Genomic DNA, 16,232 nt, shown 5'->3' on the forward strand with positions numbered 1-16,232 from the left:
CACTCTGTTGTCGAGTGATCAGACCTTCTCTTATTGGTGGGGGGCGAGGATCAAACGCTCATCCTCTTTGAAAAAATGCTCATCGCAGTTATTGCCTGTGCCACTGCGATCAACCACCAGGAAGTCATCCCGCTTTTCGATCGTCAGCACCGGGTGGTGCCAGACGCCGCGATGGTAATTAATGCCCTGCCTGCCGTTGGTGACGAAGGCGCGGACAAAGCCTGATACAGGTTCATCGCCAAGTGGCGCGACCACGATCAGAAAGGGGTTGCCGAGCAGCGGAATGAAAGCCTGGCTGCCCAGCGGGTGACGCTCCAGCATGCACACGGTCAGGGGCATGTCCTGCGCGTCGGCGCGGAAAATGCTGATGATCGCGTTGTCTTCTGGCGTGGCGGTTTCTACCGTCGCCAGTTTATGAAAGCGCATGGTCGAACCGTTGTTGATCATGAAGTGATCGCTGCCATCGGTTTCGATCACGTCACCGAACGGGGCGAAAGCTTCTTTGGTCAGCGGTTCAATCGTCAATGTGCGCATGCTGGTCTTCTTTTCGTTGAGTTCTGTGTTGTTTGATCTGGCGCCTTCGCGGGCAAGCCTCGCTCCTACGGTCAGTGATACCTGTAGGAGCGAGGCTTGCCCGCGAAGGACGCGCCGCTTATTTAGCGACCTTGCCCAAAACGCGCAGGCGACTCACGCCACCATCCGGGAACACGTTGAGGCGGATGTGGGTGATCGGGCCCAGGGCCTTGATCTGCTCGGCGAAGGTGTGTTCGGCGTGCATTTCCAGTTTCTGTGCCGGCAACAGTTCGCGCCAGAACAGCGATTGGGTTTCGATCTGGCTGTCGGTGCCGCCCTTGACGAAGGCGCCCTGGATCGAGCAAGTGTCCGGGTAGTTGCCCTTGAAGTGCAGGGTGTCGACGATGACTTTCTCGACTTCACCGGCATGACCCAGCGCGACGATGACCCAATCATTGCCCGGCGTACGACGACGTGCAGTTTCCCAGCCGTCGCCCATGTTGATGCCACGGCCCGGGTTGAGGATGTTGCTCATGCGGCCGAAGTGTTCGTCGGAGCAGGCGAGGGCGCGGCCACCATTCAGGGCTGCGGCCAGGTCGATCTGCTCGTTGTCGCCCACAGCGGACCAGTCGCGGTGCGGCACGCCGTACACACGCAGACGCGCTACGCCGCCATCCGGGTAGATGTTGAAACGCAGGTGGCTGAAGGCCTGATCGTTGTTGATTTCGTGGAAGTGATGGCTGTTGCCTTGCAGCTCGACGGCGGACAGCACTTCAACCCATTGGGTGTTTTCAGTCGGTTCGCCTTCAGCGAGGAAACACGCTTCCAGGGAGGCCGACGGCGGGAAGTTGCCGGTGAAGAATGAAGTGTCGATGTCCACGCCTTTGATCGAGCCGGCAACGCCCAGGCGAATCACCGCGCTGTCGTAACCTTCGAAACGCTTGCGGCGCGATTCCCAGCCGTCCATCCACTTGCCGTTGTCATCGAACACGCCTTCTTTCCACACCGCCGGGGTCGGTTGGAACAGGCGGTTGGCATCAGCGAACCAGTCATCGGTGACCGAGATGATTTTGGTGCCCAGACGGGCGTCGGCCAGGTTGACGAACTTCTCGAAAGGTACGGCGTAAGCTTTCATTCTTCTTGTCTGCCTTTAATAAGTTGGCTTGGGATGCTTGCAGTGCCCTGGGCGACGTTGCGTTCTGGGTCGCTCGGGCAAGGCTCGCTATAGGGTCAGTAATCGGAACAGGGCGATCTTGTTGATCTCCGCCAGCGCGCATTTGAATTCGGTATCTGCCGAGTTGTGAATGCGCGTTTCGAACGCCGCGAGGATCTGATGCCGGTTGCTGCCTTTTACCGCCATGATGAAGGGAAACTTGAACTTGGCTTTGTAGGCGTGGTTCAGCTCGGTGAAGCGCTGGAACTCTTCGGCCGTGCATTGGTGAATACCGGCGCCAGCTTGTTCATTGGTGCTGGCTTCGGTCAGTTGGCCCTGGACGGCGGCTTTGCCGGCCAGGTCCGGGTGAGCGTTGATCAGGGCCAATTGGCTTTGATGATCAGCGCTCAACAGGATGTCGCTCATGCGCTGGTGCAGGGTTTCGATCTGGTCGATCGAAGCGTCCTGGCCCAGGTCGAAGGCCTTCTCGGCCACCCATGGCGAATGTTCGTAGATGTCGGCGAAAGCGGCGACAAACGCATCGCGGCTCAGGGTCGAAGGTTGGATGGTTTGGAACTGGCTCATTTCGCGGCCTCTTGATACGGGTGGGTTTCGTGCCAGTGGCGAGCAATGTCGACGCGACGGCTGAACCACACCTGTTCATGACTTTTAGCGTATTCGATAAAGCGTTTCAGCGAGGCCAGACGCGCCGGACGGCCGATCAGGCGGCAGTGCAGGCCGATCGAGAGCATCTTCGGCGCTTCGGCACCTTCGGCGTAGAGCACGTCGAATGCGTCTTTGAGGTATTCGAAGAAATCGTCGCCCTTGTTGAAACCCTGGACCTGGGTGAAGCGCATGTCGTTGGTGTCCAGCGTGTACGGGATCACCAGGTGCGGCTTGCCGGTCGGGTTGTTCGGTTCCCAGTAGGGCAGGTCGTCGTCGTAGGTGTCGCAGTCATAGAGGAAACCGCCTTCTTCCATCACCAGCCGCCGAGTGTTCGGGCCGGTGCGGCCGGTGTACCAGCCCAATGGGCGTTCGCCGGTGAGTTCGGTGAGGATGCGGATCGCTTCGAGCATGTGCTCGCGTTCCTGCGCTTCGTCCATGTACTGATAGTCGATCCAGCGATAGCCGTGGCTGCAGATCTCGTGGCCGGCTTCGACCATCGCGCGGATCACGTCCGGGTGGCGCTGGGCGGCCATGGCAACGGCGAAGATGGTCAGCGGAATGTCGAATTCCTTGAACAGTTTCAGAATCCGCCAGACGCCGGCACGGCTGCCATACTCGTAAAGCGATTCCATGCTCATGTTGCGCGCGCCTTGCAGCGGCTGTGCCGAGACCATTTCCGAGAGGAAGGCTTCAGACTCTTTGTCGCCGTGCAGAATGTTGCGCTCGCCACCTTCTTCGTAATTCAGCACGAAGGACAGGGCGATGCGGGCATTGCCCGGCCAGTGTGGGTGCGGAGGGTTACTGCCGTAACCGACCAGGTCGCGTGGGTAGTCAGCGCTCACTGCAGTCTTCCTTCTTATTCGTTGAAAGGTTGGTGTGGCGGCCGGCGGATAGATGACATGCTGGCGTCACAGCGATGGGCTGATTGTATACAACTTTATATCGACTTTGTAAGCCTGAATTTTTGCATTTTTCATTGACTGTCATCCAAACGTGATACTGCAAGAAACCTGCCTGAATGGTCAGCTAATGGACAGGAGGTCCGCTGATCGTCTGGTTCGGGGTGTGATTCGGCGGAAATCGCTGGATGGCGTTGGTCGTGAGAAAAATGTCGTTTTTATTGTGTACAATTTTTTTGAAAAGTGTCTTAATCAGTCGCTCGCCGCAGTGTTTCGTGCTCCGAAACGGTGCGGTCTCCTTTCAACTGACTTCGGGAGGCGCGAGGCCTGACTGCACTGAGCAGGCAGGCGCGCAGAATCAATGGGACGTTTGACTACACACGTTTTAGACGCTGCACACGGTTGCCCGGGCAGCTCGATCAAGGTCGAGTTGTACCGCGTTGAAGGTTCGCAGCTGGAATTGGTCGCCAGCGCAATAACCAACAGCGATGGCCGTGTCGATGCACCGCTGTTGCAGGGTGATGATTACCGTTCCGGGGTCTATCAGGTTCAGTTTCATGCGGGCGATTACTACCGCGCCCGTGGCGTTCAGTTGCCGGAGCCGGCGTTTCTGGATGTGGTGGTGCTGCGCTTTGGCATCTCTGCCGAGCAGGATCACTACCATGTGCCGCTGCTGATTTCGCCTTACAGCTATTCGACCTACAGAGGAAGCTAGGTCCCCCAAGCCGCTTCTTCTGAAAAAAGCTGCGCATAAAGCTTCTTTGGTCTTTCGCCCGCTCACACTGCGGGCTTTTTTTTGCCCTGGGGAATGTGGTGTGGCGGATGATGCCTTCGCGGGCAAGCCTCGCTCCTACAGATGTTGTGCCGTCCGCAATGTCGGTGAACGACACAAACCCTGTAGGGGCGAGGCTTGCCCGCGAAGCTTTTAGCGGCTCAACAACGACGCCGCGCCCGCGCCACTGAACAACCCGGCACTGACCCGGTTAAACCAACTCTGCCCCTTGCCACTGCGCAGATACCGCGCCGCGCCGTGCGCGCCCAACCCATACGCCAACTTGCACAGCAGATCGAGCACGGTCCAGGTCGCGATCATCACCAGCAATTGCGGGAGGAACGGCTGCTCGGCGCTCAAGAACTGCGGCAAAAATGCGGCGAAGAACAGGATGTCTTTCGGATTGCTCGCGCCCAGCACAAACGCGCGCCCAAACAATGCCCGAAAGCGCGGCACCGCGGCGGTCTGCGGCACTTCGGCACCCACCGACGGCTGGCGCGATTGCTGCCAGCTCTGCCAGGCGAGGTAAAACAGGTACAGCGCGCCGACGATCTTCAGCGCGCTGAACAACTGTTCCGATGCCAACAGCAGGGCGCCCAGGCCCAACGCCGAGGCGCTGAGCAGACAGATCGAAGCAATCACGCCACCGAGGAACGCCGGATAAGAGCGGCGCAAACCGTAATTCAAACTGTTGCTGATCATCAGCAAAGACAACGGCCCCGGGATCAGGATTACCACCAGCGCAGCGCCGCTGAACAGCAGCCAGGTTTCCAGACTCATCACTTTCCTCCTAATGTGCAAAAGCCCCACCCGACGGGTGAGGCTGTTTTGAAACGATGACCGCTTACAAGAAAACGAACTTGGCGATGAAGATCGCGCAGAGCACCCACAAACTGATGGAAATTTCCTTGTGTTTACCGGTGCAAGCCTTCAACACCACGTAAGTGATAAAGCCCAGCGCGATGCCGTCGGCGACCGAGAAGGTCAGCGGCATCATGATCGCGGTAACGATAGCCGGAATGCTGTCGGTGGCTTCGTCCCATTCAATGTGAGCCATGCCGCCCATCATCAGCATCGCGACATAAATCAGTGCGCCGGCGGTGGCGTAAGCCGGGATCATGCCGGCCAGCGGTGCGAAAAACATCGCGGCAATAAATAGCACACCTACGGTCACTGCGGTAAGACCAGTCCGACCACCCGCTGCCACACCGGCGGCACTTTCCACATAGCTTGTGACTGGAGGGACACCGACCATCGCGCCGAATACGCTCGACGCACTGTCAGCCTTGAGTGCGCGGGAGAGGTTTTCGATTTTGCCGTCGGCGTTAACCAGACCGGCGCGCTGAGCGACGCCCATCAAAGTGCCAGCGGTGTCGAACATGTGCACAAAGAGGAACGCCAACACCACGCTGATCATGCTGATGTTGAACACGCCGGCGACGTCCATGGCCATCCAGGTCGGCGCCAGACTTGGCGGTGCCGACATCAGGCCTTGGTAGTGGACGAGGCCCAGGCCCCAACCGGCCAACGTCACGGCGATGATGCTGATCAAAATGGCGCCGAACACTCGGTGATAGCTGAGCACGGCGATCATCAGGAAGCAGATGGCCGCGAGCAGCGGGCCGGGCTCGCGCAGGGAGCCGAGTTTGATCAGGGTGGCCGGGCTGTCGACGACGATGCCGGCGGTTTTCAGGCCGATCAGCCCGAGGAACAGGCCGACGCCGGCGCCCATGGCGTAGCGCAGGCTGACTGGAATGCTGTTGAGCAACCATTCGCGGATCCGCGAAAAGGTCAGGAACATGAACAACACGCCCGAAATAAACACCGCGCCGAGGGCGGTTTCCCAGTTGTAACCCATGGTGCCGACCACGGTATAAGTGAAGAACGCGTTGAGGCCCATGCCCGGCGCGAGGCCGACCGGCCAGTTCGCGTACAGGCCCATCAGCAGGCAGCCGAGCGCGGCGGCGATGCAAGTTGCAACAAACGCGGCGCCGTGGTCGATGCCGGCGTCAGCCATGATGTTCGGGTTGACGAAGATGATGTACGCCATGGTAATGAAGGTTGTCAGACCGGCAATCAGCTCGGTCTTCACCGTGGTGCCGTGCAAGCTGAGTTTGAAGATGCGCTCCAGCCAGCCTTTGCGTAACGGCGGCGAGAGATCCAGCGACGGGGCTTCGGATTTGCGGCTTTCCACAGCGAGTACTCCTCAAGAGTTTTATTTTTATTTCCAGGACCGGACCCATGAGGGTGGCAGCAGTCCTTTGAGGCACTTGCGAATTTGTTGACCGCTTGGTCAGGAACTCGCACGAAGTGGATTATGCTTTTGTATACAAATAAAGCAAATAATGTTTTTGGTTTTGTAGACGAATTTTTTGGCGATTGGGATATATCGCCAGTTCCGACGCCATCGCGAGCAGGCTCGCCCCACAGGAGAGCGCATTTCCCTGTAGTAGTGAGCCTGCTCGCGATAGGGTTCAGACTGGCGACGGTGGTGCGGCAGGCGCCGGTGTTTAAGGCTGCGTGAAGGCATAAAAAAACCGGCTCAAGGGCCGGTTTTTTTGGGGCTTGTGAATTGTGGTGTCCGGGCTGGCCTCATCGCGAGCAAGCTCGCTCCCACATTGGACCGAAGGTGCCGCCCATTTCCACCACCCCACAAAACCCTGTGGGAGCGAGCTTGCTCGCGATGGCGTCAGTCAGCACACCACTGAACAATCAAACCGCAGCAAAGCGCTTATCCAGGTAATCAATAATCACCTTGGATTCATACATCCACGTCGTCTGCCCGTTCTCTTCAATGCGCAGGCACGGGACTTTGATTTTTCCGCCCTGATCCAGCAACGTCTGGCGATCCTGCTCGTTGTTTTTCGCATCACGCAACGCCACGGGCACATTCAAGCGGCGCAGCGTGCGGCGGGTTTTCACGCAAAACGGGCAGGCGTGGAATTGATACAGCGTCAGGTCCTTCGCCGCCGCGTTGACCTTGGCCTGATGTTCCGCCGGGCGCTGCTTCTTGCCGGGGCGGGTGATGAAGTCGATGAAGATGATCAGTTGGCCAAGGCCGACACGAAGTGCTTTTACGAACACGGTATAAGCCTCACGGGGCGAAAGAAGGCGCGCAGCTTACCGTACTTTTCACGGGCGAAAAAAAACCGGCGATGAATGCCGGTTTTCTTCGTGCTGCCGAATTACTTGATCAGGCTGAGAAACTCGCTGCGGGTAGCGGCGTTTTCGCGGAACTCGCCGAGCATCACCGAAGTGATCATCGACGAATTCTGTTTCTCGACACCGCGCATCATCATGCACATGTGCTTGGCCTCGATCACCACCGCAACGCCCAGGGCGCCGGTGACTTGCTGGACCGCGTCGGCGATCTGGCGGCTGAGGTTTTCCTGGATCTGCAGGCGGCGGGCGTACATATCGACGATCCGCGCGACTTTCGACAGCCCCAAGACCTTGCCGCTCGGGATATAGGCGACGTGCGCCTTGCCGATAAACGGCAGCAAATGGTGTTCGCACAACGAGTAGAGCTCGATGTCCTTGACCAGCACCATTTCGCTGTTGTCGGAGCTGAATAAGGCACCGTTGGTGACTTCTTCCAGTGTCTGTTCATAACCGCGGCAGAGGTACTGCATGGCTTTGGCGGCACGCTTTGGCGTGTCGCGCAGGCCCTCGCGGGAAACGTCCTCGCCCAATTGGCCGAGAATCGCGGTGTAATTCTGTTCCAGGGACATGAAACTACCTGTGGGATTTTACGCAAAGGGCAAGGGTACGGTGGCGGACACGGCGCTGCAAGCGTGAAGCGACAGCTTTACTCGTCGCGACCTTCCATCATGGTTCGTTTGAGCAGCACATAAACCGCTCCGGCGCCGCCGTGTTTGGCTTGGCACGAGGTGAAGCCAAGTACCTGGGAATGCTGGCGCAGCCAGGTGTTGACGTGGCTTTTGATCATCGGCCGCTTGCCGTCCAGGCGCACCGCTTTGCCGTGGGTGACGCGCACGCAGCGGATTTCGAATTTGGTCGCTTCGGCAAGGAACGCCCACAGGGTTTCGCGGGCCTTTTCGACATTCATGCCGTGCAGGTCGAGGCTGCCTTCGAAGGGGATCTGGCCAATCTTCAGTTTGCGGATCTGGCTTTCCTGAACACCGTCGCGCGCCCACATGAGCTCGTCTTCCGGGCCGACGTCGATCACAAACTGATCGGACAGGCCGTCGACGGTGGTCGCATCGGTGCGCACGGTGGCAGCCTGGCGCAGCTTGGCAATCTGCGCGCGGTCAGCCTTGGGTTTGCCGGTTTCGGCGCGATCGTGCTTGATCGGCTTGACGCCTTGGATCGCACTTTTGAACAGGGAAAAATCGTCGTCTTGCATGTCAGCCTCCGCGAAGGAGGGCAGTTTACCCAAGTCGCGGCGCTATCCATAACAATTGGCGCCCGGCGAGTGCCGAGCGTCAGGCTTCAGTCGTGTTTTTTCATCAGATGCGGTGCCATGTTCAGCTCTTGCGACTGGCGCGAACGACGTCGGCAACGACGCCACAGCCACACGCCGATGTACAACACCAGCAGGCCGATCACTAGAATCACCGCCGCGCCGGCCTTGTTGGTGTTCAGTTCGCCCATCGCGGGCGCATGGCCGAGCAGACTGGCGCCGCCGGCCAGTGCCATCAGCACACCGAGCATCGCCAATAGCGCGGCAATCGTTGCGCCGATTCGAAAACGCCAGTTGCTTTGGCCTTTGGGCCGCAAGCGGCGTGCGTCAAAACCATCGGATAACTTCATTCCGACCTTCCTCAATGGGTATCGGCCCTTCGACCGGGAGTTGACCGGGATGTTCCTGAGGCTAAGGCAATTGCAGCAAATGAGAGGCTTTTGCGGATGAGCGGCGGCATCGACCGCTCAGCGTCAGGCGATCAGATCAAATCGTGGGTCAGGGCGAGGGTGGCAAAGTTGTCTGCCATGATCGCCATTTCGGTCTGCTGCACATGCTCGGCGCTCAGCACGCTGTCCTTGTAAGGCAAATCGCGAGTGGCGCAGGCATCTTCAACGAGTGTGCAGCGGAAACCCAGGTTCTTCGCCGCGCGTACCGTGGTGCTGACGCTGGAATGGCTCATGAAACCGGCAACGATCAGGTCCAGCGAACCGAGTTCCTGCAAACGATCGTACAGCGGGGTGCCGTGAAACGCGCTCGGCAGCAACTTGCCGATGATGGTTTCGTCGCCCTGTGGCTCCAGGCCCGGGATGAATTCACCGCGCTCGCCTTGCGGATCGAACAGCCCGCCGACGGTGCCGAGGTGGCGCACATGGACGATCGGCCGACCGGCTGCGCGGGCGGCGCTCACCAGTTGCTTGATGTTGGCGACGGCATTATCCATGCCGCTCAGGGCCAGCGGGCCGCTGAGGTATTCCTTCTGCGCATCGATGATGATCAGCGTCGCCTGGCTCAGTTTGGCCGCCGGGTAACCGCGGCCGCTGAGATGAAACATCGTTTGTGGAACGGACATTCTGGGGCTCCTTGGAGTGGGGCTTTTGCGACATTGTCCTCTGGCTGAGCGGTTCTGTGAATCGCTACCATCGCAGGCGCCGTCGTTGCTGGCGTGCAGCCTTGTCAAGATGCGCATTGTGTTCAATAGCCAGTGGAAAATACAGATAAGTCCTACATCTGCTCCGGTGTTTTTCCCGCGTCGTCGTGGCGCGCTTTGGCTGGTAGAATCGCCAGTCGTTTTATTGCCACTCGTTTTATTTGGAGTTTGCCCCGTGATCACTTCCCGACTTCGTACCCTGCGCGACCATATCCGTTGGGCCGTCAGCCGCTTCCATGGGGAGGATCTGTTTTTCGGCCATGGGACCGACAACGCCTGGGACGAAGCCCGTCAACTGGTGTTGGGTTCGCTGCACCTGCCGTGGGAAATCGCCGACAGCTACCTCGATTGCGCGTTGGAAGACGACGAGCTGGTCAAACTGCAGCGTCTGCTCAAGCGCCGCATCGAGGAGCGCATTCCCACCGCTTACCTGTTGGGCGAGGCGTGGTTCTGCGGCATGTCGTTCATCGTCGACGAGCGTGTGCTGATCCCGCGTTCACCGATTGGCGAGTTGATCGAAAAGCGTTTTGCGCCGTGGCTGGGCAACGATCCGGTGCGCATTCTTGATCTCTGCACCGGTTCCGGTTGCATCGGCATTGCCTGCGCCTACGAGTTCCAGAACGCCGAAGTGGTGCTGGCCGATCTGTCATTCGAAGCGCTCGAAGTGGCGAACCAGAACATCGAGCGCCACGGCGTCGATGAGCGGGTATACACGGTGCAGGGCGATGGTTTTGATGGTTTGCCGGGGCAGCGTTTCGACTTGATCGTGTCGAACCCGCCTTACGTCGATGCCGAAGATTTCGCCGACATGCCGGACGAATATCAGCACGAACCGGAACTGGGCCTGGCGTGTGGTGAGGATGGTTTGAACCTGGTGCGGCGGATGCTCGCCGAAGCGGCGGAGCACCTGACCGAGAAGGGTTTGTTGATTGTCGAAGTGGGCAACAGCCAGGTTCACGTCGAAGCGCTGTACCCGGAAGTCGATTTCGCCTGGCTCGATTTCGAGCGCGGCGGGCATGGCGTGTTCATGCTGACGGCGGAACAGTGCCGCGAGCATCAGGCAATCTTCGCGTCCCGCGTCTGACCGCTATCAATTGTGGCGAGGGGGCCTGCCCCCGTTGGGTCGCGAAGCGGCCCGCGCATTTCCCCGCGCGTTTCAGCGTTAAACCGCAGCAAGCGGTTTGCGACTGCTGCGCAGTCGAACGGGGGCAAGCGCCCTCGCCACAACAAGCCCCCTCGCCACAAAGTGTTGCTACCGGTGCGTAGCAATCCAGATCAGCAATCCCGCCTGAAACACCGCAAACGCCACGAGGCAGGTAATGGTGAAGCGCAGCCCGGCGTCTTCACGTTTGTACTTGCTGACTTTCTCTTCGTGCTTCTTCAGCTTCACTTCCTGCTCAGCCAAGTTGTGCTCGGCTTGTTGAAGCATCTGCGCGGCTTCGAGAATTTCCACCTGCTGGAGCTTTTCACTGTTCCAGTCCGCGAGTAAATCGCCGACCTTCACTTCTTTGACGCTGCCCTTCAAATGCTGAGCATCGGCGTACGCCACGGCAAAACCGTGCGCGCGCAAAAAGTGATCGCGGCGCAGGCGAGTGTCTTCGTTCAGCGCGTCTTTGTTGTTCAGGTCGGTGCCGTCGACGGTGTAGCCGGGCCAGCGTTTCTTCGCCCAACTGATGCCTAGGGCGGCGAGGTAACGGCCGATGCCACGGTTCAGCGGTTCGATTTGCAGCCCGCTGTCCGGGCCGAAATGCACGCGTCGGGTCTGGTGATCGACCCACACGTCCAGCAGGTTCTGTTCCTTGCGCACCCGCTGGCCCGGCAGCTTGATGGTCAGGCGCATCAGGCTGAGTTCCTTGCTGTTGCGCTCGGCGTAACCGAATTCAACAAAACGCAACGGCCGCCCGCCGGTGTTGCGATCGGTCTTCAACGGCGCCAGACGCAGCATTCTGTGGTGCTCGGCGTGCACATCCGCCCACGGCAGCTCGACCGCTGGCGGTGCTTCTTTTTCAGCGCTGATGTCGGGTGAAGTCTGGGTATCAGTCATAACGGCGAGATCCTGTCCAAGCTCTGCTTGCCGCCAGTCATAGCGCTGGCGACAAAGGCTTATCGGCCGTTTTACTCAAGACTGGAGGGCAGTCAGCGCTTAACGGGTGCGAAGTCCGTCAATAAACCCAAGGATGCGCGCGCCCAGTTCGGCGGCCAGCGGCAATTGCGGGTCCTTGTACGAGGCCAATTGCCGCTTCACGTCGTTGGGGACGATGCGCATCACGTGGTTCATGCCCTCGATCACCGCCAGTTCGGCGTCCGGTTTGGCTTCCTTGAGCAGCTTGGCGTCACCGACGCCGACTTGGATATCGTTGGTGCCCTGAACGATCAGCGCCGGCATTTTCAGTTTGGCAAACGCGGCGGCCGGGTCCTGGCGGAACAGCGAAATCAGGTAGGGCTGCACGCTTGGACGGAAAATCACCTGCAATTGCGGCGGGACATTTTCGTCGGTGCGGCCGGCCTTGAGGCTGTCGAGCAATTCATTGCTGCGCAGCATCAGCGGTGGCGGCAGGCGATTGCTCAATTGCTGACGCAACACTTGGTCAACCGGTCGCGCGCTGCCGGACATGGAAATCAGCGCCGACGCATCGACACTCGGCGCCGCCAGCGTGGCAATCAACGCACCTTCGCTGTGGCCCAGCAGAATCAACGGGCCAAAACGCGGATCAGCCTTGAGCTTCCGGCCCCAGGCCTCGGCGTCGGCGACGTAGGCTTCCACCGACAGATTGCGCTCGTCCGGGGTCGCGGCAAGGCTCGCCGCGACGCCGCGCTTGTCGTAGCGCACGCTGGCAATATTGTGTTTGGCCAACACCCACGCCAGCCGTTTGAGGCTGTCGTTGCGTCCGCCATCCGGGTTATTGCCGTCGCGATCCGTAGGACCGGAGCCGGAAATAATCAGCACAACGGGCACAGGCGTGTCGGATTTAGGCAACAGTAGGGAGCCGAAAAGCTCCCCGGTGCCTGTCATCAAACTGATTGGCCGCTGTAGGACAGTGGCTTGGGCGAAGCCGGTAAACAGGGTAAGGCTCAAGATCAGAACTCGCAGCATCATCACGCCATCATCAACAAGGTGCCGGTTGGACTCGCGGGCACCCAATAAGGTTCGCAGGTGGAAAGGTTAAGGCTAGAAAGGTTCAAGGGTGGAAAGGTTCAGGGCTAGAAGGCTTCGAGGATGAACTACTTGGGTAGCCTGCGTATACTGGCGCGCATTACGTATTCAGGTTCGATTTCACGGAGCGTCCCGCATGTCCGGCAATACCTACGGCAAGCTGTTCACGGTCACCACCGCAGGCGAAAGCCATGGTCCGGCGTTGGTCGCCATTGTCGATGGCTGCCCGCCAGGTCTGGAGATTTCCCTGGAGGATCTGCAGCGCGACCTCGACCGCCGCAAGCCCGGCACCAGCCGCCACACCACGCAACGCCAGGAAGCCGACGAAGTCGAAATCCTCAGCGGCGTGTTCGAAGGTCGCACCACCGGTTGCGCGATTGGCCTGTTGATCCGCAACACCGACCAGAAGTCCAAGGACTACTCGGCGATCAAAGACCTGTTCCGGCCGGCCCACGCTGACTACACCTACCACCACAAGTACGGCGAGCGCGATTACCGCGGCGGCGGTCGCAGCTCGGCGCGCGAAACCGCGATGCGCGTGGCGGCCGGGGCGATTGCCAAGAAATACCTGGCGAGCCAGGGCATCGTCATTCGCGGTTACATGAGCCAGCTCGGCCCGATCGAAATCCCGTTCAAGACCTGGGATTCGGTAGAAGACAACGCGTTCTTCAGCCCCGACCCGGACAAAGTGCCGGAACTGGAAGCCTATATGGACCAGTTGCGCCGCGACCAGGATTCGGTCGGCGCAAAAATCACCGTGGTCGCTGAAGGCGTGATGCCCGGCCTCGGCGAGCCGATCTTCGACCGCCTCGACGCCGAACTGGCCCACGCGCTGATGAGCATCAACGCGGTCAAAGGCGTGGAAATCGGCGCCGGTTTTGCCAGCGTCGCCCAGCGCGGCACCGAGCACCGCGACGAAATGACCCCGGACGGTTTCCTCAGCAACAATGCCGGCGGCATCCTCGGCGGGATTTCCTCCGGCCAGCCAATCGTCGCGCACCTGGCGTTGAAGCCCACCTCCAGCATAACCACGCCGGGCCGCTCGATTGACGTCAATGGCAACCCGGTCGATGTCATCACCAAGGGCCGTCACGACCCGTGCGTCGGCATCCGCGCCACGCCGATTGCCGAGGCGATGATGGCCATCGTGTTGATGGATCACCTGCTGCGTCATCGTGGGCAAAACGCCGATGTGCGCGTGAACACGCCGGTGTTGGGTCAGCTGTAATGGCTGACCTCAAAGCCGTTCTGGTCTGAGGACCATGGCGGCGCTCCCGTACTGGCGGCTCTCCAGTTTTTACCTGTTCTATTTCGCCTTGCTCGGTTCGACAGCGCCATTTCTGGCGCTGTATTTCGATCACCTCGGATTTTCCAGCGCGCGCATCGGCGAGCTGGTGGCGATCCCGATGCTGATGCGCTGCGTGGCGCCGAACATCTGGGGCTGGCTCGGCGACTACACCGGCCGGCGCCTGGCCATCGTGCGTTTCGGCGCAGTCTGTACGTTGCTCACGTTCTCGCTGATCTTCGTCAGCAAAACCTACGCCTGGCTGGCGATGGTCATGGCGTTGCACGCATTCTTCTGGCACGCGGTGTTGCCGCAATTCGAAGTCATCACCCTCGCGCATTTGAACGGTCAGACTTCGCGTTACAGCCAGATTCGCTTGTGGGGCTCGATCGGTTTCATCATCACCGTGGTCGCGCTCGGGCGCGTGTTCGAATGGCTGAGCCTGGAGGTCTACCCGATTGCGCTGGTGCTGATCATGGCCGGGATTGTCGTCAGCAGCCTGTGGGTGCCGAACGCGCAACCAGTGCACAGCGAACGCGTGGCGGGGCAGGGTTTTCTCAAGCAATTGCGCAGCCCCGGCGTGTTGGCGTTTTATGCTTGCGTGGCGCTGATGCAAATGAGCCACGGCCCGTATTACACCTTTCTGACCTTGCACCTTGAGCGACTCGGTTACAGCCGCGGCGTGATCGGCATGCTCTGGGCGGTCGGCGTAGTCGCTGAAGTGCTGATGTTCCTCGCCATGAGCAAAATCCTCGCGCGTTTCTCGGTGCGCCGGGTGCTGATGGCGAGTTTTCTGCTGGCGGCGCTGCGCTGGTTGCTTCTGGGGTCGTTTGCCGAATTTCTCTGGGTGTTGCTGTTCGCCCAAGTGCTGCACGCGGCGACATTCGGCAGCTTTCACGCGGCGGCCATCCAGTTCGTGCAACGTAGTTTCGGCGCACGTCAACAAGGGCAGGGCCAAGCGTTGTACGCGGCGCTGGCCGGCACCGGTGGCGCGCTCGGCGCGTTGTATTCCGGTTACAGCTGGAATGTCCTCGGCGCGACATTGACCTTTAGTATTGCCAGCCTCGCAGCCTTCGCCGCTGCCGTTATCATTGCCACTCGCATGCAAGAGGAGCGGCCATGAGCCTTACCCGTGAACACCTCGCCGAGGAAGTCATCGACGCCGGGCGTTATCTGTTTCGCGGCCACGGCCTCTACACCTGGGGCGTGCGCATAAGCGACGCGCTGCGGCAGATTGAGGCTTTTGAATTTCTGTTTGAGTGCGAGTTGAAGACCCGCAGCAGCATCAACCGCCAAGGCTGACTTCACCGGAAGCAGCCTGTTTGCCTGATTAAACGCCGCGCCCGACCGGTCTGTAAGAACCGGACGGCGCCGCCGCTACCGAGGAATTGCCCCATGAGCAGCCTGTCCGTTTATCACGTCTCCAGCCCGGAAATACCCAACAAGGTATTGACCCATTTCGAAGACATCGCCTCGACCCTCGCCGAACAAGGCGTGGGTTTCGACCGCTGGCAAGCCGCCGCAAAAATCCAGCCCGGCGCCAGTCAGGAGGAAGTGATCGCCGCGTATCAGCAACAAATCGACAAACTGATGACCGAGCGCGGTTACGTCACCGTCGATGTCATCAGCCTGAACAGCGACCATCCACAGAAAGCCGAATTGCGCGCCAAGTTTCTCGATGAGCACCAACATGGCGAGGACGAAGTCAGATTTTTCGTCGCCGGCCGTGGCTTGTTTACCCTGCACATCGACGATTACGTCTACGCCGTACTCTGCGAGAAAAACGACCTGATTTCGGTGCCGGCCGGCACGCCGCACTGGTTCGACATGGGCGAACATCCGCATTTCGTGGCAATTCGTCTGTTCAACAATGCTCAAGGCGGGGTGGCCAAATTCACCGGCGAAGACATCGCCAGCCGTTTCCCACGTCTGGACGACTGAGCCGACGCCGATCAAGGCGATTCTCTCCGACATCGAAGGCACTACCACAATTCCTGTGGGAGCCGACTTTGCTCGCGATAGCGTCCGATCAGTTAACCCATGGCTAACTGCCAAACCGCCATCGCGAGCAAGCTCGCTAACACAGTGTGTGCGTTCTGGACCAAATCTGCGCAACACCACAATCCCTGTGGGAGCCGAGCTTGCTCGCGATAGCGTCCGATCAGGCAACCCATGAATGACTGCAGACCGCCATCGCGAGCAAGCTCGCTCCCACAG

General features: G+C 59.7%; 19 protein-coding genes. 6 read left to right on the forward strand and 13 right to left on the reverse strand.

Translation table 11 applies throughout. The annotated features are described in order from the left end of the window. Positions 1-30 precede the first annotated feature (30 nt). The 4 genes from FBY12_RS12325 to puuE all read right to left on the reverse strand — a co-directional run bounded on the left by FBY12_RS12325 (position 31) and on the right by puuE (position 3,174). On the reverse strand, positions 31-534 hold the full coding sequence (locus tag FBY12_RS12325) for an ureidoglycolate lyase (protein WP_145253007.1): 504 nt from the start codon (positions 532-534) through the stop codon (positions 31-33). A gap of 118 nt (positions 535-652) precedes the next feature. Next, positions 653-1,648 (reverse strand): allantoicase, encoded by a 996-nt coding sequence (gene alc, locus FBY12_RS12330; RefSeq protein WP_145253008.1) that lies wholly within the window; start codon positions 1,646-1,648, stop codon positions 653-655. An 87-nt stretch (positions 1,649-1,735) separates the two neighbouring features. After that, complete coding sequence (gene uraD, locus FBY12_RS12335; protein WP_145253009.1) at positions 1,736-2,251, reverse strand: 2-oxo-4-hydroxy-4-carboxy-5-ureidoimidazoline decarboxylase; 516 nt, start codon at positions 2,249-2,251, stop codon at positions 1,736-1,738. Then, positions 2,248-3,174 (reverse strand): allantoinase PuuE, encoded by a 927-nt coding sequence (gene puuE / locus FBY12_RS12340; RefSeq protein WP_092271119.1) that lies wholly within the window; start codon positions 3,172-3,174, stop codon positions 2,248-2,250. The genes uraD and puuE overlap by 4 nt, the downstream gene beginning before the upstream one ends. Positions 3,175-3,592: 418 nt before the next feature. Here puuE and uraH point away from each other — a divergent pair, with 418 nt between their 5' ends. Continuing rightward, on the forward strand, positions 3,593-3,946 hold the full coding sequence (uraH, locus tag FBY12_RS12345) for a hydroxyisourate hydrolase (RefSeq protein WP_010456673.1): 354 nt from the start codon (positions 3,593-3,595) through the stop codon (positions 3,944-3,946). A 210-nt stretch (positions 3,947-4,156) separates the two neighbouring features. Here uraH and FBY12_RS12350 read toward each other — a convergent pair whose 3' ends face one another. The 7 genes from FBY12_RS12350 to FBY12_RS12380 form a co-directional block, all read right to left on the reverse strand. Beyond that, positions 4,157-4,783: a LysE family translocator gene (locus tag FBY12_RS12350; protein ID WP_092271114.1), complete on the reverse strand. Its 627-nt coding sequence runs from the start codon at positions 4,781-4,783 to the stop codon at positions 4,157-4,159. A gap of 64 nt (positions 4,784-4,847) precedes the next feature. After that, positions 4,848-6,197, reverse strand: coding sequence for an NCS2 family permease (locus FBY12_RS12355; RefSeq protein WP_092271111.1), 1,350 nt, complete (start codon positions 6,195-6,197; stop codon positions 4,848-4,850). 518 nt (positions 6,198-6,715) lie between these two features. Beyond that, the gene (locus FBY12_RS12360) at positions 6,716-7,087 is read right to left on the reverse strand and encodes a glutathione S-transferase N-terminal domain-containing protein (protein ID WP_121733431.1); all 372 of its coding nucleotides are present in this window, start codon (positions 7,085-7,087) and stop codon (positions 6,716-6,718) included. A gap of 101 nt (positions 7,088-7,188) precedes the next feature. After that, the gene (folE, locus tag FBY12_RS12365; protein ID WP_085705311.1) at positions 7,189-7,734 is read right to left on the reverse strand and encodes a GTP cyclohydrolase I FolE; all 546 of its coding nucleotides are present in this window, start codon (positions 7,732-7,734) and stop codon (positions 7,189-7,191) included. Between the two features lie 77 nt (positions 7,735-7,811). Continuing rightward, positions 7,812-8,369 carry a Smr/MutS family protein gene (locus FBY12_RS12370; RefSeq protein ID WP_101208291.1) on the reverse strand — a complete coding sequence of 186 codons (558 nt, stop codon included), beginning with the start codon at positions 8,367-8,369 and terminating at the stop codon, positions 7,812-7,814. Positions 8,370-8,455: 86 nt separating this feature from the next. Continuing rightward, positions 8,456-8,776: a hypothetical protein gene (locus tag FBY12_RS12375; protein ID WP_092271102.1), complete on the reverse strand. Its 321-nt coding sequence runs from the start codon at positions 8,774-8,776 to the stop codon at positions 8,456-8,458. Between the two features lie 131 nt (positions 8,777-8,907). Next, positions 8,908-9,498: a cysteine hydrolase family protein gene (locus tag FBY12_RS12380; RefSeq protein WP_101208292.1), complete on the reverse strand. Its 591-nt coding sequence runs from the start codon at positions 9,496-9,498 to the stop codon at positions 8,908-8,910. Between the two features lie 253 nt (positions 9,499-9,751). On the opposite strand from FBY12_RS12380, the gene prmB reads away from it, so the two are divergent. After that, positions 9,752-10,660: a 50S ribosomal protein L3 N(5)-glutamine methyltransferase gene (gene prmB / locus FBY12_RS12385; protein ID WP_145253010.1), complete on the forward strand. Its 909-nt coding sequence runs from the start codon at positions 9,752-9,754 to the stop codon at positions 10,658-10,660. Positions 10,661-10,828: 168 nt separating this feature from the next. Here the strand turns inward: prmB and FBY12_RS12390 are convergent, their stop codons facing one another. Both FBY12_RS12390 and FBY12_RS12395 read right to left on the reverse strand, forming a co-directional pair. After that, positions 10,829-11,620 carry a hypothetical protein gene (locus FBY12_RS12390; RefSeq protein WP_145253011.1) on the reverse strand — a complete coding sequence of 264 codons (792 nt, stop codon included), beginning with the start codon at positions 11,618-11,620 and terminating at the stop codon, positions 10,829-10,831. A 99-nt stretch (positions 11,621-11,719) separates the two neighbouring features. Continuing rightward, complete coding sequence (locus FBY12_RS12395) at positions 11,720-12,718, reverse strand: alpha/beta hydrolase (RefSeq protein WP_121733433.1); 999 nt, start codon at positions 12,716-12,718, stop codon at positions 11,720-11,722. A 148-nt stretch (positions 12,719-12,866) separates the two neighbouring features. On the opposite strand from FBY12_RS12395, the gene aroC reads away from it, so the two are divergent. The 4 genes from aroC to FBY12_RS12415 all read left to right on the forward strand — a co-directional run bounded on the left by aroC (position 12,867) and on the right by FBY12_RS12415 (position 15,956). Beyond that, positions 12,867-13,958 carry a chorismate synthase gene (aroC, locus tag FBY12_RS12400; RefSeq protein WP_092271087.1) on the forward strand — a complete coding sequence of 364 codons (1,092 nt, stop codon included), beginning with the start codon at positions 12,867-12,869 and terminating at the stop codon, positions 13,956-13,958. Positions 13,959-13,992: 34 nt separating this feature from the next. Beyond that, on the forward strand, positions 13,993-15,138 hold the full coding sequence (locus tag FBY12_RS12405) for an MFS transporter (RefSeq protein ID WP_145253012.1): 1,146 nt from the start codon (positions 13,993-13,995) through the stop codon (positions 15,136-15,138). After that, positions 15,135-15,317 carry a class II aldolase/adducin family protein gene (locus tag FBY12_RS12410; RefSeq protein WP_145253013.1) on the forward strand — a complete coding sequence of 61 codons (183 nt, stop codon included), beginning with the start codon at positions 15,135-15,137 and terminating at the stop codon, positions 15,315-15,317. Before FBY12_RS12405 ends, FBY12_RS12410 begins: the two co-directional genes overlap by 4 nt. Positions 15,318-15,410: 93 nt before the next feature. Next, positions 15,411-15,956: an acireductone dioxygenase gene (locus FBY12_RS12415; protein ID WP_145253014.1), complete on the forward strand. Its 546-nt coding sequence runs from the start codon at positions 15,411-15,413 to the stop codon at positions 15,954-15,956. Positions 15,957-16,232: the final 276 nt, after the last annotated feature.

This window comes from Pseudomonas sp. SJZ131, assembly GCF_007828705.1.
In the GTDB taxonomy this organism is placed as follows: Bacteria; Pseudomonadota; Gammaproteobacteria; order Pseudomonadales; family Pseudomonadaceae; genus Aquipseudomonas; species Aquipseudomonas prosekii.

Excerpts from the sequence above, each read along its gene's own strand:
- FBY12_RS12325 (WP_145253007.1), bottom strand. The coding sequence starts at position 534 with ATGCGCACATTGACGATTGAACCGCTGACCAAAGAAGCTTTCGCCCCG.
- alc (WP_145253008.1), bottom strand. The coding sequence starts at position 1,648 with ATGAAAGCTTACGCCGTACCTTTCGAGAAGTTCGTCAACCTGGCCGAC.
- uraD (WP_145253009.1), bottom strand. The coding sequence starts at position 2,251 with ATGAGCCAGTTCCAAACCATCCAACCTTCGACCCTGAGCCGCGATGCG.
- uraH (WP_010456673.1), top strand. The coding sequence starts at position 3,593 with ATGGGACGTTTGACTACACACGTTTTAGACGCTGCACACGGTTGCCCG.
- FBY12_RS12350 (WP_092271114.1), bottom strand. The coding sequence starts at position 4,783 with ATGAGTCTGGAAACCTGGCTGCTGTTCAGCGGCGCTGCGCTGGTGGTA.
- folE (WP_085705311.1), bottom strand. The coding sequence starts at position 7,734 with ATGTCCCTGGAACAGAATTACACCGCGATTCTCGGCCAATTGGGCGAG.
- FBY12_RS12370 (WP_101208291.1), bottom strand. The coding sequence starts at position 8,369 with ATGCAAGACGACGATTTTTCCCTGTTCAAAAGTGCGATCCAAGGCGTC.
- FBY12_RS12375 (WP_092271102.1), bottom strand. The coding sequence starts at position 8,776 with ATGAAGTTATCCGATGGTTTTGACGCACGCCGCTTGCGGCCCAAAGGC.
- FBY12_RS12380 (WP_101208292.1), bottom strand. The coding sequence starts at position 9,498 with ATGTCCGTTCCACAAACGATGTTTCATCTCAGCGGCCGCGGTTACCCG.
- FBY12_RS12390 (WP_145253011.1), bottom strand. The coding sequence starts at position 11,620 with ATGACTGATACCCAGACTTCACCCGACATCAGCGCTGAAAAAGAAGCA.
- aroC (WP_092271087.1), top strand. The coding sequence starts at position 12,867 with ATGTCCGGCAATACCTACGGCAAGCTGTTCACGGTCACCACCGCAGGC.
- FBY12_RS12405 (WP_145253012.1), top strand. The coding sequence starts at position 13,993 with ATGGCGGCGCTCCCGTACTGGCGGCTCTCCAGTTTTTACCTGTTCTAT.
- FBY12_RS12410 (WP_145253013.1), top strand. The coding sequence starts at position 15,135 with ATGAGCCTTACCCGTGAACACCTCGCCGAGGAAGTCATCGACGCCGGG.
- FBY12_RS12415 (WP_145253014.1), top strand. The coding sequence starts at position 15,411 with ATGAGCAGCCTGTCCGTTTATCACGTCTCCAGCCCGGAAATACCCAAC.